Source organism: Corallococcus sp. AB038B (assembly GCF_003668955.1).
Classification (GTDB): Bacteria; Myxococcota; Myxococcia; order Myxococcales; family Myxococcaceae; genus Corallococcus; species Corallococcus exiguus.
Genome location: NZ_RAWO01000453.1, coordinates 1 through 379, shown reverse-complemented (window position 1 = coordinate 379; position 379 = coordinate 1). Strand labels below are relative to the sequence as shown.

Annotated in this window: 1 pseudogene; it reads right to left on the bottom strand. The window is 70.7% G+C overall.

Going from position 1 to position 379, the window contains the following annotated elements:
- A pseudogene (locus D7Y04_RS43860) lies at positions 1 to 379 on the bottom strand (peptidase S8); the annotation flags it as partial.

Sequence of the window (379 nt, the reverse complement as noted above, 5' to 3'; positions counted from 1 at the left end):
GCCCACCTCGCGCACGTTGTTCATGTCCACTTCACCCGGCCCACCCCAGCGGTCGATGTATTGCACCGCATTGGAGCGCACCAGCCGCTCGAGCTGGGGCTGGGTGAGCGTGGCCTCCAGGCGCAGGCCTCCCGCCTCGATGAGCTCCACCGTGCCGCCCAGCTTGCGCACCGCTTCCGCGACTTCTCCCTGCCGCATCGCGCCGCGCTCGCCCACCATGATGGAGTAGCGCTGCGGCTCCAGTCGCGCCGCGCGCCCCGTCAGGGCATCGCGCAGCACGCCTTCCACGCGGTACTCGGGATGGTACGGCCCCACCCAGCGCACGAAGGGCAGCTCCGTCACGCGCTTGCGGGTGTCCGCGCTCATCTCCACCAGGAAC